The sequence below is a fragment of the Duganella sp. 1411 genome (assembly GCF_017833525.1).
GTDB lineage: Bacteria > Pseudomonadota > Gammaproteobacteria > Burkholderiales > Burkholderiaceae_D > Rugamonas.
Map to the genome: position 1 here is coordinate 1 of NZ_JAFICD010000004.1, position 16,124 is coordinate 16,124.

General features: G+C 62.0%; 15 protein-coding genes. 6 read left to right on the top strand and 9 right to left on the bottom strand.

Translation table 11 applies throughout. The annotated features are described in order from the left end of the window. Window positions 1–350: 350 nt before the first annotated feature. From JOD97_RS20920 to JOD97_RS20950, 7 genes are all read right to left on the bottom strand, one after another. Window positions 351–1,826 (bottom strand): GTPase domain-containing protein, encoded by a 1,476-nt coding sequence (locus tag JOD97_RS20920; protein WP_209722773.1) that lies wholly within the window; start codon window positions 1,824–1,826, stop codon window positions 351–353. Continuing rightward, entirely contained in the window at window positions 1,823–3,295 is a 1,473-nt protein-coding gene (locus tag JOD97_RS20925; RefSeq protein WP_209722777.1) for a DUF2868 domain-containing protein, read from the bottom strand. Before JOD97_RS20925 ends, JOD97_RS20920 begins: the two co-directional genes overlap by 4 nt. A gap of 57 nt (window positions 3,296–3,352) precedes the next feature. Further along, window positions 3,353–4,018 carry a phosphatase PAP2 family protein gene (locus tag JOD97_RS20930; protein WP_229264621.1) on the bottom strand — a complete coding sequence of 222 codons (666 nt, stop codon included), beginning with the start codon at window positions 4,016–4,018 and terminating at the stop codon, window positions 3,353–3,355. A 34-nt stretch (window positions 4,019–4,052) separates the two neighbouring features. Further along, entirely contained in the window at window positions 4,053–5,669 is a 1,617-nt protein-coding gene (locus JOD97_RS20935) for a phosphoethanolamine transferase (protein ID WP_373999906.1), read from the bottom strand. 178 nt (window positions 5,670–5,847) lie between these two features. Then, on the bottom strand, window positions 5,848–7,074 hold the full coding sequence (locus JOD97_RS20940) for a HAMP domain-containing sensor histidine kinase (RefSeq protein WP_209722786.1): 1,227 nt from the start codon (window positions 7,072–7,074) through the stop codon (window positions 5,848–5,850). Next, entirely contained in the window at window positions 7,061–7,750 is a 690-nt protein-coding gene (locus JOD97_RS20945) for a response regulator transcription factor (RefSeq protein ID WP_209722789.1), read from the bottom strand. Before JOD97_RS20945 ends, JOD97_RS20940 begins: the two co-directional genes overlap by 14 nt. Before the next feature lie 10 nt (window positions 7,751–7,760). After that, window positions 7,761–8,537 carry an enoyl-CoA hydratase gene (locus JOD97_RS20950; protein ID WP_209722793.1) on the bottom strand — a complete coding sequence of 259 codons (777 nt, stop codon included), beginning with the start codon at window positions 8,535–8,537 and terminating at the stop codon, window positions 7,761–7,763. Between the two features lie 170 nt (window positions 8,538–8,707). Between JOD97_RS20950 and JOD97_RS20955 the strand changes: the two genes are divergently transcribed. Both JOD97_RS20955 and JOD97_RS20960 read left to right on the top strand, forming a co-directional pair. After that, a complete protein-coding gene (locus JOD97_RS20955) occupies window positions 8,708–9,925 on the top strand; it encodes an MFS transporter (protein ID WP_229264642.1) in 1,218 nt (405 codons plus the stop codon). Between the two features lie 105 nt (window positions 9,926–10,030). Continuing rightward, complete coding sequence (locus JOD97_RS20960) at window positions 10,031–10,468, top strand: universal stress protein (RefSeq protein WP_209722796.1); 438 nt, start codon at window positions 10,031–10,033, stop codon at window positions 10,466–10,468. Between the two features lie 10 nt (window positions 10,469–10,478). Here JOD97_RS20960 and JOD97_RS20965 read toward each other — a convergent pair whose 3' ends face one another. Continuing rightward, window positions 10,479–11,687, bottom strand: coding sequence for a murein transglycosylase A (locus JOD97_RS20965; protein ID WP_209722799.1), 1,209 nt, complete (start codon window positions 11,685–11,687; stop codon window positions 10,479–10,481). A gap of 10 nt (window positions 11,688–11,697) precedes the next feature. Between JOD97_RS20965 and JOD97_RS33025 the strand changes: the two genes are divergently transcribed. After that, window positions 11,698–11,832, top strand: coding sequence for a hypothetical protein (locus JOD97_RS33025; protein WP_255585839.1), 135 nt, complete (start codon window positions 11,698–11,700; stop codon window positions 11,830–11,832). A gap of 22 nt (window positions 11,833–11,854) precedes the next feature. Here JOD97_RS33025 and apaG read toward each other — a convergent pair whose 3' ends face one another. Beyond that, complete coding sequence (gene apaG, locus JOD97_RS20970; RefSeq protein WP_209722802.1) at window positions 11,855–12,229, bottom strand: Co2+/Mg2+ efflux protein ApaG; 375 nt, start codon at window positions 12,227–12,229, stop codon at window positions 11,855–11,857. Between the two features lie 178 nt (window positions 12,230–12,407). Here apaG and rpe point away from each other — a divergent pair, with 178 nt between their 5' ends. The 3 genes from rpe (at window position 12,408) to JOD97_RS20985 (ending at window position 16,017) form a co-directional block, all read left to right on the top strand. Further along, the gene (rpe, locus tag JOD97_RS20975) at window positions 12,408–13,073 is read left to right on the top strand and encodes a ribulose-phosphate 3-epimerase (protein WP_209722805.1); all 666 of its coding nucleotides are present in this window, start codon (window positions 12,408–12,410) and stop codon (window positions 13,071–13,073) included. Between the two features lie 266 nt (window positions 13,074–13,339). Continuing rightward, entirely contained in the window at window positions 13,340–14,842 is a 1,503-nt protein-coding gene (locus JOD97_RS20980; protein WP_209722808.1) for a PAAR-like domain-containing protein, read from the top strand. Continuing rightward, window positions 14,839–16,017: an ADP-ribosylglycohydrolase family protein gene (locus JOD97_RS20985; RefSeq protein ID WP_209722810.1), complete on the top strand. Its 1,179-nt coding sequence runs from the start codon at window positions 14,839–14,841 to the stop codon at window positions 16,015–16,017. The genes JOD97_RS20980 and JOD97_RS20985 overlap by 4 nt, the downstream gene beginning before the upstream one ends. The last annotated feature ends 107 nt before the right edge of the window (window positions 16,018–16,124 follow it).

Below are 16,124 nucleotides of genomic sequence, written 5' to 3' on the forward strand. Positions count from 1 at the left end.
CGGGTCGCTCACTCAAAATACTGACAGGCCACTACTTTCGTAGCGCCTATTTCATTACTTCTTGTGAACATTTGATATTTTAAGTATCGCGGAACTAAGTTTAACCTTGGTTCCGCGTGCACTTTCATCAAACGTCCACACTTATCGACTGTTAATTTTTAAAGAACTTTGTTTGGTACTGCTTGCTGAAGAAGCGTTGTGTTCATCAGCGAAGAGGCAAGATTATGAGGCGTTTCGCACATCTCGTCAAGCTCTTCTTTTTCCCCGCTTCATTCTGCAACACGCTGTTTTGTGTCGCCGTTTGCGGGGAGGCGAACTATAGCAAGGCGTAACAATTACCGCAAGGACTTTTAAAGCTTACCTGCAACATTTGGGTAAAGTCGCACCAGCGTATCGGTCGCTATTTGCTTGATTAGGGCGGTCGCGGCCTCGTTGTCGGTCCTGTCCCGACGCAGGTCGTTCCACAATGTCACCAACGCCGCGTCGTGCCGCGCCACCGCCTGCTCCACCTCTTCCTGCCAGAAAGCCGGTGCCTCGTTTTCGACGAAGTTGCCGCGCCCGCGTCCGAAGTGCGCCACCGCGAGGTAGCGCAGGATGCCGACCACCACCAGGTTGCGCATGAAAGCATCGGTGAACTGCACGGCGGTCTGATTGCGATCGGTACTGGAGTTGAATCCCCAGGCCGCGCCCGCAAACGTCAACGCGCCGACCACGCCGCCCAGCAGCGCGCCGCCGCCTAGTGTCAGCCCACCGGCCATCACGTCGGCCGACAATCCGGTCGCGGCGCCGGAGATCACCGCGCCCAGCAATCCGGCCTGCGCTTTATCTATAGGGGCGCGCACGGCAAAGTTTTCACGCACCCGCTCGTTGATCTTGCCGGCGTCGGTCGGATCGAGCTGATGCAATATAAGCAATTCGCGTGTCGATTCGACCGTCGCCTGGTTCAGCCGAGCGATCAGGTTGCCCATCGCCCGGTCCTGGCGCTGCTGATCCTCGTTCTTGCCGATGCCGACCACTTTCAACGCCGACTTGAGCATGCTCTTGGGCACATCTTCGACCGCTTCGCTGTCCCGCGCAGCCGCCGCCAGCTGTTTGGCCATCATGCGTACCGCGTGATCGTAGCGCCGGGCGTTGGCCGCTTCCCAGGCCGCGAACAGGCGCCCGTAGCCAGCTTGCTGCGACGGTTCGAGCAATTTACCGACCGTTTCATAGAAGACGCGCTCATGCACCCAGCAGCGGGCGAAGGCATCCAGCGCCAGCACTTCGCGCACGGCCGGATACTGGGCCAGATGATCGCGCCAGCGTCCCTGCTCGGCCTGTTCATCGGCACTCGGCCGTGGCCGCCCGGTCTGGTTCAGCAATACCACCACCGGTTTGCCGATCCATTCCAATATCTTCATTTCCGCCGGCACATAACCCGCATCTTTCGGATTTTCCGAGGAGTTGACCAGATAAAGAACGACGTCCGCCGATTCCTTGGCGGTGCGCAAGGCATTTTGGCTGAGCCAGAACGGCCGGTCGCGGTAGCGGTCCAACACTTCCCGCAGGAACCAGCCGATCGGATTGCCCGACTGTCCCAGCCGCTTGAGCAGCCGCACCGAATCGCCGAAACCCGGTGTATCCCACAATTGCAAGCTGTCGCCCTGCGGCGTCGTCAGCAAGGTATGCGATTCGGCGAAGATGGTCACATGGGCGGCGTCGCGCACCTCGCCGACGTCCATGCCGACCAGGGTGCGCGCCAGGGTGGTCTTGCCGTTATTGGTGTGCGAAATCAGCGCAAACTGGATTTGCACCGCGTCGCCGGTTTTTTCGATCGAAACACTCATGCGGCAGCCGACAGTTTCAGCCCGACGCCGGCGTCGAGCGGGTGTATGGAAGGGTTGAGCAGATTAACGACGGTGGCCGTGGTCTGGTGGAAATGGCAGAAATGTTGCCACAACGCGGTCCTCTCGGCCAGCCCGCGCTGGTCGTCGGGTCCCATGCGCTCCAGATAAGCCGATTCGTCGAGCAGCACGGCGATGCCGCGCGGCGACGCCTTGACCAGATAATCGAGAAACGCCCCGTGGTTTTCCTTTTCCGGCGTCGCCGTCAGGTTGAACAGCACCGCCGTCATGGTCACGTTCGGATCGCTGAGATCGACATCACGCAGCACTTCCCGCGGCTCTTCGCCATACGACGTCGACGGCCGCAGCATCATGCGGCCCTGCTCGCCAAACAGCATGACGGCGATCTGCCCCAGGCCCCGGTGGCGGGCCTCGTCGACGGTAAAGCTGAACGGCAGCACGCGCAGCATGCCGCCGGTGGCCGCGCCGATGGTCTCGTTCAGCTTGCGGAAATAAGGTTGATCGAGGTCGATCGGGAAACGCCTGGTCAGCCGCGCCGCGCGCCAGTGGGCGATGAGCGCCAGCGCCAGGCGCGGCAGCACGACCAGCAGGAAGATCGTCGCCGCGTACAGATGGACCCAGCGCGCGCCGCCGGCCGGCGCCGTGGTCTGAGGAAACCGCAACGCCTCGATCTCGGCCAGGCTGAATCCCTGCAAGTGGAACACGGCGACGGCCGGCGCGAACAGCAAGGACAGCAGGCCATGCACCTGGGTGGCGTCGAGGAAAGTGCTCTCCCAGCCGGCAGCGTACTGCGACAGCAAGCCACGACCATATAAAGAGAGCACCGCGCCGAGCGCGAACATGGCCGCGCTCAGATGGATGGTGCGGCCGAGCCGGGCTTTGGTCAGCCTGGCGCTCAATTGCGACCACTCGCCCATAAACCCCAGCAAGCCGGTCGCCAGCACCGGCGGCACCTTGCGCGGCACGGCTAGCTTGCCGACGCTCAGGCGCCGGATCAGCCCGGACGCCTGTCCGCCCTGCCCGCGCGCCGGAATGAACAGGCTGACCAGCAGGCCCAAATAAACCAGCAAGTTCCAGGCGATGATCAGCAGCAGCGGCGCCGACAGCAAATCGACGCGGTGCGGATCGGTGATGCGGTCCAGCGCGGCGCCCAGCGCCAGGGCCAGCACCGGCAGCAGCCACGCCAGCGCGCGCAAACCGGTGGCGCGCCGGGCGAAACCGGCAAACGCCGGCGTGCGCTCGGCGAGGCGTTTCAATATCAGTTCGGAGCGTTGCTGCAGAAAATCGTCGGACGTCACGTCCGCCTGCTTGTCCGAGGCCTGCCAGTGCGCCAGCTCGCGCGCGCTGCGGCTGGCATACATGCGGTCATCCTCGCTGAGCACTTCTTTCTTCTGGTCGGCCAATTCAATGGCGCGCACCAGGACGACGTCCCTGGCAATCTGCTCGTTCATGCTGCTCCTGTTTGGTCAAAGCGACAACTCGACAGGATTGTGACCCAATTTCCCCAATCAGGCCAATTCTGCACGACGTTCGGCGGGCCTTAGCACGTTATATAGGAAATCGACAATGAACACGGCGATCCAGATCGACCACAGCGTGTGGGTCAGGAAATGCGCCCCGCGCAACTGCTGCATCCAGCCGACGGCCAGGCCGAACAACAGCATCGCGCCGCCCACCGCGGCCGCCATCCGGGGACGATGCGGCAACCAGAACACGGCCAGCGCCAATAGCCACAGGGCGCTGGACGCGTGCCCCGCCGGCAGGCACTGCCCTGGCGCCACGCCGGCCGGCAACATCTCCAGCAGCCGCACATAGGGCTCGCGGCCGCCGTAACGCTGCAAATCCCACGGACAATGCGAATCGCTGAAGTGCTTCAGAACGCTAATAGTGGTGGGGACCAGAATGGCCGACAGCGCCAGCACCCGCACGCCGGTGCGGCGCGACACGTCCCAGGTCGGCCGTGGCCGGGCCCAGTCCCACACGGCGAGCGAGACGGCCATGACGGCCAGGATTTGCAAAATGGTCTTCAAGATACCGTGGTTGAAGCCCTCCGCCAGCCAGGCGTGGCGCCAGGGGAAGGTTCCGCTGGCGCGATCGAACATGGCGTCGGCCAGCGTCAGGTCGAGCGAGCTGTAGCTGCCTATCCACAGGATCAGCAGGCCCGAGAGTATCAATACAATGTGGATGGTACGCGGCGCGCCGCCTCTTTTAAGACTGGTTAGCGAGCGTACAAGCATGGAAGATATCAAGTTGAGGGTTATAGACGGCGGTACTGATGTTGAGCATGCCCAGGAAGGAGTGGAACACGTTGTCGTGCGAGAACTCCTGCCCGCGCCGCGCTTCCAGGCAGCGCTGGTCCAGGCTGAAGCGGTCGCGATACCCCTCGTCCAGCCACAGCATGAACGGCACGTGGCGCTGCTCCTCCGGCGAGATGAAATACGGCGCGCCGTGCAGATACATATTCTTCTCGCCCAGCGATTCGCCATGGTCCGAGAAGTACATGAAGGCGGTGTCGACGTTGTCGGCGGCGCCGGCGGCGCGCAGCAGGTCGATCGTCTTGCTCAGGAAATAGTCGGTGTAGGCGATGGTGTTGTCATAGGCCGCCACGATCGACTCCCGCGAACATTTTTCCAGCTCGTTGCTGGTGCACACCGGGCCGAAGCGCTGGAAGGCCGCCGGATAGCGCTTCCAGTAAGCCGGCCCGTGGCTGCCCTTCTGGTGCAGCACGATGACCAGGTCCCGCTTGGCGTTGCGGATAATCTCCGGCAAGCCCTGCAGCATGCGCTCGTCATAGCATTCCTCGTCGTTACAGAACGGATCGCCGGCCTTCGGCTGCGACATGTCCTCGTAAGCGACGCGGTCGCACACGCCTTTGCAGCCGGAATTGTTGTCGCGCCATAGCACCTGCAGCCCGGCATGGCTCAGGACGTCGAGCAGCCCTTCCTGCGCCTTGGCCTTTTCCTCCGAATAATCCACACGGTCGAAGCCGGAGAACACACACGGAACGGAAATGGCCGTCGCCGTGCCGCACGATTGCACTTGGCTGAAATTGAGCAGGCCGGCTTCGCGCGACAGCCGCGGGTTGGTGTCGCGCTGATAGCCGTTGAGCGAGAAATTCATCGCGCGCGCCGTTTCGCCGACCACCAGGATGGTCACGGTGCGGCGCTTTTGCCCGGCCCACAGGGTACCCTTCATGGCGTCGCTGCCGAGCGGCGCGATCACCGTCGCGCGCGCCAGCTTATGTTTGACATAGGAGTTACCCGCCTGAATCACGTTGGTCGGCGTCAGCAGGAAACGCATCTGGCGATACTCGCGCACGGCCGGCGCCAGCGTCTTGAAGAACACCATCACCAGCATGCCGGCGACCAGCAGCGAGACGACGATCACGGCGGGATTGAGCAGCAACGCCCGGCGCCAGGTCGGAAACTCGAGCTTGAGGCGGCACACCAGCAGCGACGGCAGCACGCCGAGCAGCGTGACGGTCAACACCATGTTCCAGTTCAGCAGTTCTGTGGCCTCGCGAACATCGGTCTCGATGACGTTCTGCATCATCGAGGCGTCGATGGCGATGCCGTAGCGGTTCATGAAATAGCTGCTGAAGGCGCTGACGAAAAACAGCACGATCAACACCGGCTTGATCACATAGCGGAAGCTGAACAGGGTCAGAAAGGCGTTGAACGTCAGCGCCAGCAAGATGAACGCGGCAATGTACAGCGGCACGTTGGCCAGCTGCGCGCCGCCGGTGGCGGCAAAGAACGTTCGCCAGAAACTAAAGTTGTAAACCAAGACAAGGAACGCGGCGGCCGCCAGGCTCAGTTGCTGCACGTGGACGCGAGGCAAACGTAGAAGTGGCTTGATGCGCAAAAACGGGGACAACCGCGAGCGATGACTAAGAGTTAAGTTCGGGTGTACGTTCAACAGAGGCTCCTGAATTCCAGCCTCCACAATAACCAACAGCCAGTCAACTCCGCGTCAACAATGCGTTAAGTTTACGTTAAATTCCCTATGGAAAGCGAATTTCAAACACGCTGCCGCCGCCAGCGCGCTCGCTGTACGCCAGTTCCGCGCCGAGATAGGCGCAAATGCGCTGCACCAGCCCCAAGCCCAGGCCGGTGCCGGACGAGCCGCTGGCGCTGACCGGGATGGCCTCGTTGAGCAGGCGCGCGCGCGCCGCAGCCGGCAGGCCGGGGCCGCTGTCCTCGACGACCAGCGAGCGCCCGGCAAGGCGCACGACCACTTCACCCCGCATGGTGTAAAGACAAGCATTCCTGACCAGATTGCCGATGGCGGCGATCAACAGCTCGCGCGGCGCGTGGATCATAAAGTCGTCGCCGCCGGCGTACTGCAAGGTCAGCGGCTTGGCGGAGGTCAGGGTTTGGCAACGCGCGGCCTCCTCGCTGGCCAGCTCGGCGGCGGAAACCGAAGTCATCTCCAGCATGTCCGGCGAGCGCGCCAGGCGCAGCAGCACGGTGATCGAGTCGGAGGCGTCGCGCGCGGCGCGGTAGATACGCTCGGAAGCGGCGTGGATGGCGGGGTTTTCATGCGGCTGCGTCATCAGGATTTCCGCCGCGCCGGTGATGACCGTCAGCGGCGTGCGCAGTTCGTGGCTGACATCTCCGGTGAAAAAGCGCTCGCGGTCCAGAACTTCGGTCAACTCGCTGGTACGGGCGGAAAAAGCGCGCGCCAGGATGCCGAGCTCGTCGGCGCTGTCCTGCAACGGCAAATCGCGCCGGCGTGCCTGCACCGCCGAGGCCAGCGCCATGATCGGCGTGACCAGGCTGTTGCCGATGTACGCGCCGAACATCATCGAACAGATCAAAAACCCCACGAAGCCGATGGCGAACATGCCGTACACCACCACCTCGATTTTTTCATAGGCGCTGGCGTGGTCGACCACCACGTAGGGTCCGCTCTCGTCCTTGCCGGACCAAACGTGCAAATCGACGCCATCGACCGTGATCTCGGTCGCGCCTTCGGGCAAATGGCGCAGCGACAGCGGGATTTCGGCGTCGTGGTGGAAGCTCAGGCCGGCCGGCATTTCCACCGGCAGGTTGCCAGCGTGGCGCGGCGATGCCCACGCCGCCACCTCCTGCAGGCGCTCGTCGACCAGTTTGACTTCGATGCCTTCGACGGCGACGGCGGCGATCAGCGCGAAAAACAGGATGCCGGCGGCGGCGAACATCAGGTAGGCGACGACAATACGCCGGCGCAAGGATTTAAACGGTGGCATCGGAGGCGAGCAATTTATAGCCGATGCCCGGAACGGTGCGCAGCATGGCGAAGTCATATGGTTTGTCGAGCACCTGGCGCAGCGCGTGGATGTGGGTGCGCAGCGCGTCGCTGTCGGGGCGGTCCTCGCCCCACACTTCCTGCTCCAGCAACTCGCGCGGCACCAGCTTGGGCGCCTGCGTCATCAGGCATTTCAAGATGGTGTAGCCGGTCTTGGTCAGCGTCAGCGGCGTGCCGCCGCGCTTGACCTCGAAATTCTCGGTATCGAAGCGCAAGTCACCCACGCTGAGCACGCTGCCACCGACGGTCTGGCCGCGCGCGCGCCGCAGCAGGGCGTGCAGGCGCACCTCCAGTTCGACCAGCGAAAACGGCTTGACCAGATAATCGTCGGCGCCGCTGTCGAAGCCGGCGACCTTGTCCTGCAGGGTGTCGCGCGCCGTCAACATCAGCACCGGCGTGGCGTCGCGCAATTCGCCGCGCAGCTTCTGGCACAGCTCCAAGCCCGTCATGCCGGGCAGCATGACGTCCAGCACGATGACGTCGTATTCATGCTGCGCCGCCAGGGCCAGCCCCGCGTAGCCGTTCGACGCCGAATCGAGATTGTGCCCCTTCGCCTCCAGGAAGGCGTACAGGTTGGCCAGGATGTCGTGATTGTCTTCGATAATCAGAATGCGCATGGGAATCCGGTTACATGCCTTCGAAATTCGGCGGCCGTTTTTCCAGGAAGGCTTGCATGCCTTCTTTTTGCGCGGGCGTGCCGAACGCCGCGTGGAACAGGCGGCGCTCATAGCCCACGCCCTCGGTCAGCGGCACTTCGAAGGCGCGGTTGACGGCATCCTTGACCATCATCGCCACCGAGGTCGGCATGGCGGCGATCAAGGTCGCGGCGGCCAGCGTTTCCTCGATCAGCTTGTCGGCGGGGACGATGCGCGACACCAGGCCGATGCGCTCGGCCTCGGCCGCGTCGATGGTGCGGGCGGTCAGCAACATGTCCATCGCCTTGGCCTTGCCGATCGCCCGCGGCAGGCGCTGCGAGGCGCCGGCGCCCGGCGTGACGCCGATCTTGATCTCCGGCTGGCCGAATTTGGCGGTGTCGGCGGCGATCAGGAAGTCGCACATCATCGCCAGTTCGCAGCCGCCACCCAGCGCGTAGCCGGCCACGGCGCCCACCACCGGTTTGCGCACGCGCAGGATGTGCTCCCAGTTGCGGCCGATGTAGTTGTCGCGGTAGGTGTCCACATAGGTGTAGTCGACCATGGCGGCGATGTCGGCGCCGGCCGCGAAGGCCTTCTCGCTGCCGGTCAGGACGATGCAGCCGATCGCCGGATCGGCGTCAAATTTGAACAACGCCTCGCCAAGTTCGTTCATCATGCGGTCATTGAGCGCGTTCAGCGCCTTCGGACGGTTCAGGCGGATGAGCGCGACTTTGCCGTGCACTTCGACGATCAGGTCTTCGTATTGCATAGTGTGACTCCACGGTGGAATATTAATAGGTCGATTGTAGCGCCTATCCCCACCGCTGGTATTATTGAAGCTCGGCAACTAACTTCGGCGAGCCTACCATTTTTACCTCACTCCGCCTCCCGCTGCGCGCCAAGCTGGCCAGCGACGCGCTGCTGGGCAACAGCGATTTCCTGCGCTACTGGTTCAGCGCCATCCTCAACGGCTTCGGCGGCTACATCGGCGCGCTGGCCGTGCCCTTGTGCGCGGTGCTGCTGCTGAAGGCCACGCCGGCGCAGATGGGCATGCTGGGCGCGGCGGCGGCGATGCCGTTCGCGCTGTTCGCACTGCCGGCCGGCGTGGTGCTCGACCGCAACCGTAAACTGCCGATCCTGCTCGCCAGCAAAGCCATCCAGGCCAGCGCCCTGTTCAGCATTCCGGCCGCCTACTGGCTCGGCGTGCTGTCGGTCGAATGGATGTACGCGGTCGCCTTTGCCACCGGCGCCTGCAACGTCGTCGGCGGCGGCGCCGAGCAGATTTTCCTGACCAACCTGATCGGGCGCGAGCGCCTGATGGACGCGCAATCCAAATTCGCCGCCACCGACTCGGCCTCGCGGCTGCTGGCGCCTGGGCTGGCCGGCTTGCTGATCCAATGGCTCACCGCGCCGTACGCGGTGCTGCTCAACGCCTTCGGCTTCGTGCTGTCGATCCTGCTGCTGCGCGACCTCAAGGCCAACGATCCGCAACCGGCGCCGTCCGACAAGCACCCGCTGCGCGACATCCGCGACGGCCTGCATTTCATCTGGCGCCAGCCGCTGCTGCGCACCTTGGCGTGGAGCGTGGGCGCCTGGCACATGCTGTTCTATGGTTACGCGGCGCTGGCCGTGCTGTTCGCCACGCGCGACCTCGGCATGAGCGCCGGCATGCTCGGCGTGGCCCAGATGATCGGCGGGCTCGGCGTGCTGGCCAGCGCGATGATGCTCAAGCCGCTGACCCAACGCTACGGCGCCAGCGGCACCATCCTGATCGGCGTCGGCCTGACCACCGTCGCCTTCACGCTGACGCCGATGATACCGGCCAGGCTGTTCGGCTACCCGGCGGCCAGCGCGGCGGCGTGCGCGGCGCTGTCGTTCTTCCTCGACTGCGGGGTGATGTTGTTTTTCATGCCGTACACGGCCGTGCGGCAGAAGGTCACGCCGGACGCCTATTTGGGCCGCATGGTGTCGACGATGCGCTTTCTGACCATCGCCGTGGCGCCGATCGGCGCGCTGGCGGCCGGCTACATCGGCGAGCATTTCAGCGTGCGCGCCGGCATGGGCTGCGTGGCGGTGGGCGGCATCGTGCTGACCGCCTGCATGGCGATGGCGCCGGCGCTGCGCGACGCCGGACAGCCGGCGGCGGCCGTCCCGTAACTATCCCTAAAAATAGTCCTGAAAAAGCGCCCTACCGTGCGCCGGAAATCCGGCCAAGCTATTAGGCTCACTGCAGTATCAACCGATCCTGATAGGGGGTGCGCCATGTTCAAAACCATACTGTTGCCGACCGACGGCTCGGACCTGTCGGACAAGGCGACCGCAACTGCGGTCGAGTTCGCCAAACTGAACCGCGCCAAGATCGTCGCCATCACCGTGATCCAGCCTTTGCCCCTGTCGTCGATGGGCGACGGCGGCGCCGTGATCGACTCGGGCCAGTTCGCCGTCAAGATGCAGGAGGCCGCGCGCGGCTATATCGACAAGGTGGCGGCGGCCGCGCGCGCGGCCGATATTCCGTTCGAGGGGGTGATTTCGGTGTCGCACACCCCGTACGAGGAAATCGTCGAGGCTGCGAAAAAATTCGAGTGCGACCTCATCATGATGGCGTCGCACGGCCACAAGGGCATCAACAAGCTGCTGCTGGGCAGCCAGACCGACAAGGTGTTGGCGCACACCACGCTGCCGGTGCTGGTGTTGCGCTAGCTAGCACCGGTCAAGGCTGCTTCGGCAGCAGCACCCAGACGTTGCCGCGCTGCTTCATGCGGCCGGCGTTTTCCGCCGCCTCGGTGCCGAAGCCGAAGAAGTAGTCGACCCGGATCGCGCCACGGATGGCGCCACCGGTATCCTGCGCCATCACCAGCCGCTGCAGCGGAATATCGCTGTTCGGCTGCGTGGTGGCCAGGAAAATCGGCGCGCCCAGCGGCAACTGCGAGGCGTCGATCGCCACCGAACGCTGCGGCGTCAGCGGCACGCCCTGCGCGCCTTTCGGCCCCACTTTCGGGTCCGGCAACCGCTCCTCCTTGAAGAACACGTAGCTCGGGTTCACATCGAATAGTTCCTGCATGCGCGTCGGGTGGCCGGCGATCCACGCCTTGATGCCCTGCGCCGACGCCTGCTCCAACGTCAACTCGCCCTTCTCCACCAGATACTTGCCGATCGACTTATACGGATGGCCGTTCTGGTCGGCGTACGCCACGCGCACGGTTTCCTGCGTGTCGGTCAGCTGCACGCGGCCCGAACCCTGCACCTGCAGGAAGAACGACTCCACCGGATCGTCGACCCACAGCAACTCCTTGCCGGTGGCATCGGCCTTCTCGATCTCGGCGCGGGTCGCGTACGGCACCACCTTTTTGCCGACCAGCTTGCCGCGCAGGCGCATGCCCTTCAGCTCCGGATAGACGCCGGCCAGATCGACGGTGACCATGTCGTCCGGCACCTTGAACAGCGGCGTTTGATACGGGCCGCCCTTTTTGCGCGCGCCGCGCAGCAGCGGCTCGTAATAACCGGTGACCAGCCCGTCGGTGGCGCCGTCCGGCGCGATGACCTGGTTCGGCACCATGAACGCCTCGAAGAAGGTGCGGATGGCCTTGTCGTCGGCGGCGTTGACGGTGCGCGCGATCGAGCACGATTCCTTCCACAGCGGCTGCTTGACCAGCACCGAGCACGAGGACATGAAGGCCGGCCAGGCGGCGCGCACGTCGTCGCGCTCCCAGCCGGGCAGCGCGGCGAAGGTGGTCGGCACCATCCGCAGCGCGTCCGGCTTGGGCGGCGTGGCGGGCGGCTGGGCCGGCGTGCCCGCGGGCGGCGTCGGCACGGGCTGCCCGCCCGGTTTTGCCGGCGGAATCGGCGTGGTGGTGCAGGCGGCCAGCGAAAGCGCGACGACGGTGAGCGGAACGAGTAGACTACGGCGTGTAAATGACATGAGGATAGCTATGTGGGTATTGATGTTGGAAGCGTGCATCGCGTTTTTCCTGCTGGTGTTCATCGTCTGGTGGACGATGTACCAAGGCAAAGGCAAAGCTAAAAAGCTGCCCCCGCCTGAACAGGATGACGATCCGAAGCGATGAGCCGGCACGGCCGGGCCGTGGCTCAGTGCAGCGTGCGCGGCAGCGACAGCACGAACTCGGGGATCTTGGCCTCGAATTGATGGCCGTCCTCGGCCACGCAGAAGTATTCGCCGACCATCGAGCCCTGCTGGGTTTGCAGCGCGGTGCCGCTGGTGTATTCGAAATGCTCGCCCGGCTGCAGCAATGGCTGGTGGCCGACCACGCCCAGCCCGCGCACCTCTTCGATATGATTGTTGGCGTCGGTGATGACCCAGTGGCGCGAGATCAGCTGGGCGGCGACGCTGCCGGTGTTCTTGATCGTGATCGAATAGGTGAACACGAAATTGGTGCGTTCCGGATCGGACTGATCCGGCAGATACTGGGTTCTGACCGACACAGTAAATTCATAAGTTGCCATCGACATTCCTTAAGGCTGGGGCGTGGGGGTCATAAAAAGGGTAATCGCGATTGTATATCGTCAGGCTTCCATTGCACCGCAAATCCGCAACGCGTGCAAGGAGTACGCGGCTGAAAACGGGCGCGGCCGCGCCGGGCAGCGTAAAATAGCGCATCTTTTTTATCGCAGGCCTCACGTCATGTCCAATTTCCGCATCGCTCCCAGCATTTTGTCCGCCGACTTCGCCCGTTTGGGTGAGGAGGTACGCAACGTCGTCACCGCCGGCGCCGACATCATCCACTTTGACGTGATGGACAACCATTATGTTCCAAACCTGACGATCGGCCCGCTCGTGTGCCAGGCGATCCGCCCGCACGTGGAGGTGCCGATCGACGTGCACCTGATGGTCAAGCCGGTCGACCGCCTCATTCCCGACTTCGCCAAGGCCGGCGCCAACATCATCACCTTCCATCCGGAAGCGTCCGAGCACATCGACCGCACCTTGCAACTGATCCGCGACAACGGCTGCAAGGCCGGGCTGGTGTTCAACCCGGGCACGCCGCTGCACTTCCTCGACCACGTGATGGACAAGATCGACATGATCCTGATCATGTCGGTCAACCCCGGCTTCGGCGGCCAGTCCTTCATTCCGGAGGCGCTGAAGAAAATCGCCCTGGCGCGCCGCAAGATCGACGAATCGGGCCGCGACATCATGCTGGAAGTGGACGGCGGCATCAAGATCGACAACATCGCGGCGGCGGCGGCGGCCGGCGCCGACACCTTCGTGGCGGGCTCGGCCATCTTCGGCCAGCCGGACTACAAGGCCGTCATCGACGCCATGCGCGCCAACTTGGCGGCGATTTAATCCTTTAGCACGACTTCGGGTGGCGCGGCCGCGCCACCCCGCCTTCCGCTGTAGCATTTCCGGCATCCAGGCCGCGAAGCTCGCCCTCAATCTCCAGGCGCTTGTGCCTGCTCAAAATTTCCCGCCTTTTCCAGTGTCAGCATAGCTCACACGGACAAGGAGTCGGGAATGGAAGAGCTAGTGCCCCATTGGCGAGTTGCGGCGCCTCCACTCGAATTGACGCCTGACGGCACCTCAGTAGACGCTCACGCGCATGTGAGCGCCCGATGAGCAATCACAACCCAGTGGGTGCTCGCAAGGACACGGCCTTCAAAGCGATCAGTACCGCTCCTTCCATCAATATGACACCCGTCGGGCCATCGATGGTGCCCATTCCTTACCCGACCGTACAGGATTTGGGAAACAGCATCAACACGGCAAAAACCGTGAATTTCAATGGCAAACCCGCCTATCTACTTGACCTCACAACTCAGGACCGTTGCACCGGTGACGAGGCGGGCACAGGAAAGGGCGTTAGATCAGGAACGGTCGGCGGCGAAGTCAAGCCAGTCGCCGGCAGCCGGACGGTAAGAATAGAAGGCAAGCACGTAGTTCGGCACGGCGATCCATGTACGATGAATGGCGGTAACAACCCGGGCGTGTACGTGGCGTGCTCACCACCAACCGCACATGAAAAACCCGCTTCGGCCGGGACGTCCTCATCACCGCCGGTGGATCAAGGCGAAAAAAACTACTCATCTCAAGTCGTGGATGCGCTACGCCAAGCAGGCGCAAACGTCGCAGATGCAATAGCAAGTCCATTGGAAGGCGTCAAAGGAGCTCTTAAAGGCCTCGCCAACACGATACCCGAAACTGCGGAAATTTTAATAAAGGGCGCAGCCGACCAGCAGGCGCAGGAACTGAACGAAGCAGCCAGCCTTCAAATGGCGCTGGGAAAGCGGAAATTGGCGGCCAGTTTCTCCGAAGTCGCACAATCGACGCACGCGAGCGCGAACGCGATTGAACTGCCTAAACTAGTCCTCACGAACAGCGCACAAGAGGGTGGCAATCTGGTCGCTATCATTGTGCAGCTGTTCGCCGCCGGCGTTGGAGTGGCAAAGTTTGCAACCAAAGGCGCCTCGAAATTACTTAACCAAGGCAATGCAGCGCTTCCCAAAACCGCATCTACCGGCGACGGCGTGCGGATCTTGCGAAGCACCTCCAAAGCGCGTAGCGTAAAGGTCCAGGATTTTTTAGAAAAGAAGTGGGGAAAGGATGCGGTAGATGACGCACTCGAAAGCAAGCGTTCAGATCCAAGACTTGACGCGTTATTGACCGATGACGAATATATTTCAATTCAAGCCTATACCTCGAATTTATATCGGGAAATAAATCCGACGCTTCGGGCGGGAAATCTTGGTGAGTGGGCGCCAGTGGTAGATGAAGCGACGGAAGGTTTGGCAAAAATGAGGGGCCAAGGCTATCTTTTCAAAGGTCGAGTTCGTCGCGATGCCACCTTCGATTTGAAGCAAATCGATGAGCTTTTCCCTGAAGACGGCTACTTTCAAGATAAGGCATTTGTTTCCAGCAGCAAGGACGTTGATGGCGTGTTTTCTGGCAACACCGAGATCCAGATTTTCAGCGAGAATGGCGTAGATGTGCGGTCGTTATCCCAATATGGCAACGAGAAAGAAGTATTATTTTCTCCTGGCACAAAATTCAAAGTAACAAGTCGGATTATCGATCCAAAAAACAAACACCACGTTATTGTTTTGAGAGAAATAGAATGAGTGAAAATCTGACCGATGCTGAGATGTTAGCGGTTGTACAGGCGTCTTTGGAAAAAAGAAAAAAATACGCTGCTGACATGGGATTTCACCCTCTTCGATGGCATGACTCGACCAAGCTCAAGACTCCTTGGCTGGAGGGCTATTTGGACCTTCGTCGAAAACTCTCTGATAAAAACGAGCTCTTTGAATACTTGCGCAATGCTGGAGCGGACTCATCCGCTTTGGCGGACAGGTCGAGGGGAGCAATGATGGGTCTCATGTTGGGGGATGCGTTAGGTATGCCGCTTGAGTTCAGCCCAAGAGATGTCAAACACGTATCCGACCTCGAAAAAGGCGGCCCCTTCAATCTGGACCGCGGCTACTGGACCGACGACAGCAGCCTCGCCTTCTGCACCGCCTACAGTCTCTCAAAATGCTGCGGCTTCAATCCACAGCACATGATGGAGTCTTATTCGCTTTGGTATCGCTATGGCGTTTTCAGCTCGACCGAAGAATGCTTTGACATCGGGAACGCAACCCGGCAGGCGATAGAAACCTACTTGCGCTCGGGCGAGCCCCATGCGGGCAGCGCCGACCCTAAAACCGCCGGCAATGGCTCTCTGATGAGGATCGCTCCCATCCCCATCTTCTATTCGAACGACTTCTCACGCACCGTCCATTTTGCGGCCGAAAGTTCAAAATTAACGCACAAGGCGATCGAGGCGGTCGATGCGTGCCGTTACTTCGCAGCGCTGCTTTACGGCGCGCTGAACGGCGAAAGCAAAGCAAAACTTCTGGACGGGTTGTATTCTCCCGAACCAGACTATTGGGACTTGCATCCGCTGACGCCGTCCGTGAGAAAAATCGCACTGGGCTCCTACAAAAACAAGGACCGTAGCCAGATTTCTTCGTCCGGCTACGTCATCGACACCCTGGAAGCCGCACTGTGGGCATTTCATAGAAACGAGGACTTCCGGAGTGGCGCCCTGGAAGCGGTCAACCTGGCCGATGACTCAGACACGGTAGGCGCCGTGTACGGTCAACTGGCTGGCGCTTTCCACGGCGAGATGGAGCTACCGTTCGACTGGATCCGCAAGCTCTACAAATTACAAGCCGCCTATCATTTCGCCCAGGATTTGCTTCAAGCTAAAGCAGAAAACCCACTTCATGCGGAAGCGGCAGCCGCCGGGAACTAACGTCGGCTAACGATCAGGCTGCCTAAAAAAGCAGCCGGAAGGATGTGTTGGGCTACGCTCCGCTATACTTCTCCTCCAGCCGGCGGCATACCTATCGGGCGTGCCGC

Coding starts and splice junctions, on each gene's coding strand:
- JOD97_RS20920 (WP_209722773.1), bottom strand. CDS start 1,826: ATGAGTGTTTCGATCGAAAAAACCGGCGACGCGGTGCAAATCCAGTTT.
- JOD97_RS20925 (WP_209722777.1), bottom strand. CDS start 3,295: ATGAACGAGCAGATTGCCAGGGACGTCGTCCTGGTGCGCGCCATTGAA.
- JOD97_RS20940 (WP_209722786.1), bottom strand. CDS start 7,074: ATGCCACCGTTTAAATCCTTGCGCCGGCGTATTGTCGTCGCCTACCTG.
- JOD97_RS20945 (WP_209722789.1), bottom strand. CDS start 7,750: ATGCGCATTCTGATTATCGAAGACAATCACGACATCCTGGCCAACCTG.
- JOD97_RS20950 (WP_209722793.1), bottom strand. CDS start 8,537: ATGCAATACGAAGACCTGATCGTCGAAGTGCACGGCAAAGTCGCGCTC.
- JOD97_RS20960 (WP_209722796.1), top strand. CDS start 10,031: ATGTTCAAAACCATACTGTTGCCGACCGACGGCTCGGACCTGTCGGAC.
- JOD97_RS20965 (WP_209722799.1), bottom strand. CDS start 11,687: ATGTCATTTACACGCCGTAGTCTACTCGTTCCGCTCACCGTCGTCGCG.
- JOD97_RS33025 (WP_255585839.1), top strand. CDS start 11,698: ATGTGGGTATTGATGTTGGAAGCGTGCATCGCGTTTTTCCTGCTGGTG.
- apaG (WP_209722802.1), bottom strand. CDS start 12,229: ATGGCAACTTATGAATTTACTGTGTCGGTCAGAACCCAGTATCTGCCG.
- rpe (WP_209722805.1), top strand. CDS start 12,408: ATGTCCAATTTCCGCATCGCTCCCAGCATTTTGTCCGCCGACTTCGCC.
- JOD97_RS20980 (WP_209722808.1), top strand. CDS start 13,340: ATGAGCAATCACAACCCAGTGGGTGCTCGCAAGGACACGGCCTTCAAA.
- JOD97_RS20985 (WP_209722810.1), top strand. CDS start 14,839: ATGAGTGAAAATCTGACCGATGCTGAGATGTTAGCGGTTGTACAGGCG.